We start from the raw sequence: 1,967 nt of genomic DNA on the forward strand, positions 1-1,967 counted from the left end.
CCCTCGATGGTGGCGCGGGCCAGCAACCGGTTCCATTCCCTGCGTGCCCCTGACGCCGCCCGGTCAAAGTTCCAGTGCGGGATTTCAGCGCGGTTGAGCCGTGCGCCGGCCACATCCGTATTGGCCAGACCGATCTTGGCCTGAAGCGTGCGCCCCTCGCCCAGGTCGAACCCGAGCAGGTAACGCGGCGCGACGTCACCGGGCCGGGGCGGCAGGGTGATGCGCTCGGCCACGCGGTGGTCGAATGCGAGCGAGAAGGCGATGGTCCGTGTTGTCCAGTTGCGACGCAGCGCGCTGCCCTCAAGCCCGAACGGGGTGGCGGCGACGGCATGCGACAGCACGGGCTGCCGGTCGGTCATGAAGGTGAGGCCATGCTGCAGGTCGACCAGGACCCAGACCCTGCCGCCCTTCTCGAACACATAGCGATGGAAGGCCGTCCGCAGGCTGGAGGTCAGCTCCACGCGCACCTGGTTGTCGGACAGCGTGACGGCGTAGTAGCCGGGCCTGGCCTCTTCGCTGGTCTTGTCATAACCGCTGGCCAGGGCTTCGCGCCGCGTCTGGCTGGGCTGCAGCAGGACGTCGCCCAGTTCGGGGATGCCGGTGCCGCTGGCCCGGTTCTGTGAAAAGCCGATGATTGAGGGGGCACCGTACTGATAGCCGGAGGTGAACGCCCAGCCGCTGTCGGCATTGTCCGGACCGGGCTGAACCATGCCGAAGGGGTAGCTCGGTCCCGGGAAGGTGTGCCCGGTTCCGTCGGTGCCGATAAAAGGATCGACCAGGTCGACCGGCTGGGGTGAAGCCTGCGCCAGCGCCCTTGCGGTCAGCGGGGCCGGCGACAGCAGCAGCAGGAGCAGCAGGCACAGCCACCGGGTCATGCGGCGCTCCAGATCACCGGATTCAGCGGCGTATCGATGACCTCGCCCACCACCGCGCCGGGGCACCACTGGTTCCAGTCGGCCGCCTGCATGTGATTGACCGGCTCTGCCAGCCTCATGGCCTCGTCCATATAGATCATCGTCATCACCGAGCGGGGCTGCTGCGTGCGGTTGGCTCCCGCCCGGTGGAAGGTCCAGCCGGCGTGGAAGCTGACGTCACCCAGAGCATAGGGCTGCTCATCAATGGGGAAACCCTGGGCTTCCATCGCCGCCGTGATCTGTGCTTCACTCTCGTCGGAAATCGGCAGGTCACGACCAAACTCGGCGGTCTGGCTGCCCTTGTAGAAGGCCAGCGGTCCCATGTCGCGGGGGACGGGCTGCAGGGGGATCCAGACCGTGACCGTCCGGTCCGATGCCATCGGCCAGTAGTACTGGTCGGCATGGGCCGGGGTGAAGCCGCCAGACGGCTCCTTGTAGAGCGACTGGTCGTGATAGAGGCGCACGCCCTCCACGCCCATCAGGGCTGCGGCGATGCCGGCAATGCGCTTGCCGAAGACGAACTGCCTGACGACCTCGGAGGTGCGCCACAGGTTCATGACCTGCAGAAAGGCGCGGTCATAGGTGCTGCGGTCTTCCAGCGGCTTGTCCTGGGTGTTGAGCGCCAGGGTCAGGCGGGTGATTTCTTCGCCGTAGTGGGCCAGGGTCGCCGCATCGAGCACGCCGGACAGGCGGACAAAGCCTTCAGTGCGATAGCGCTCAATCACGTCGCTCGAAACGGGCAGGGGGGTATCGAGGTCCTGCATCAGATGTGATCCTTCATGTCCAGTTTGGCCGGTTCACCGGGCGAGGTTATCGGTGGTGTGACAGCTACGGCGCTTGGGGCGGCAGGGCGAACAGGGCGGTCTGCCACGGCCGCAGACGGGCCCCGCCGCCACCGACCAGATCCGGCGTGTCCGAGCCGGGCCCGTCATAGGTCACCGGCAGGGCGGACAGGTTGGCGACGATCGCGAAGCGTTCGCCGCCGCCGCTGCGTTCGATCACCAGAAGCGACCCCTTCACCGCCTGGACAAGCTGGGTGCCGCCGCGCAGGGC

Annotated in this window: 2 protein-coding genes and 1 pseudogene; all 3 read right to left on the reverse strand. The window is 67.3% G+C overall.

Going from position 1 to position 1,967, the window contains the following annotated elements; translation table 11 throughout:
• A pseudogene (locus tag DBR10_RS07655) lies at positions 1 to 875 on the reverse strand (hypothetical protein); the annotation flags it as partial.
• Entirely contained in the window at positions 872 to 1,678 is an 807-nt protein-coding gene (locus DBR10_RS07660) for a phytanoyl-CoA dioxygenase family protein (RefSeq protein ID WP_108505233.1), read from the reverse strand. The pseudogene DBR10_RS07655 and the gene DBR10_RS07660, both read right to left, overlap by 4 nt.
• Before the next feature lie 64 nt (positions 1,679 to 1,742).
• A partial coding sequence (locus DBR10_RS19060) for a hypothetical protein (RefSeq protein WP_158273155.1) occupies positions 1,743 to 1,967 on the reverse strand: 225 nt, incomplete at its 5' end.

Source organism: Caulobacter sp. HMWF025 (assembly GCF_003060965.1).
Lineage (GTDB): Bacteria > Pseudomonadota > Alphaproteobacteria > Caulobacterales > Caulobacteraceae > Caulobacter.

Bases quoted from the DNA above. Each gene is read 5' to 3' on its own strand.
- DBR10_RS07660 (WP_108505233.1), bottom strand. From the start codon at position 1,678: ATGCAGGACCTCGATACCCCCCTGCCCGTTTCGAGCGACGTGATTGAG.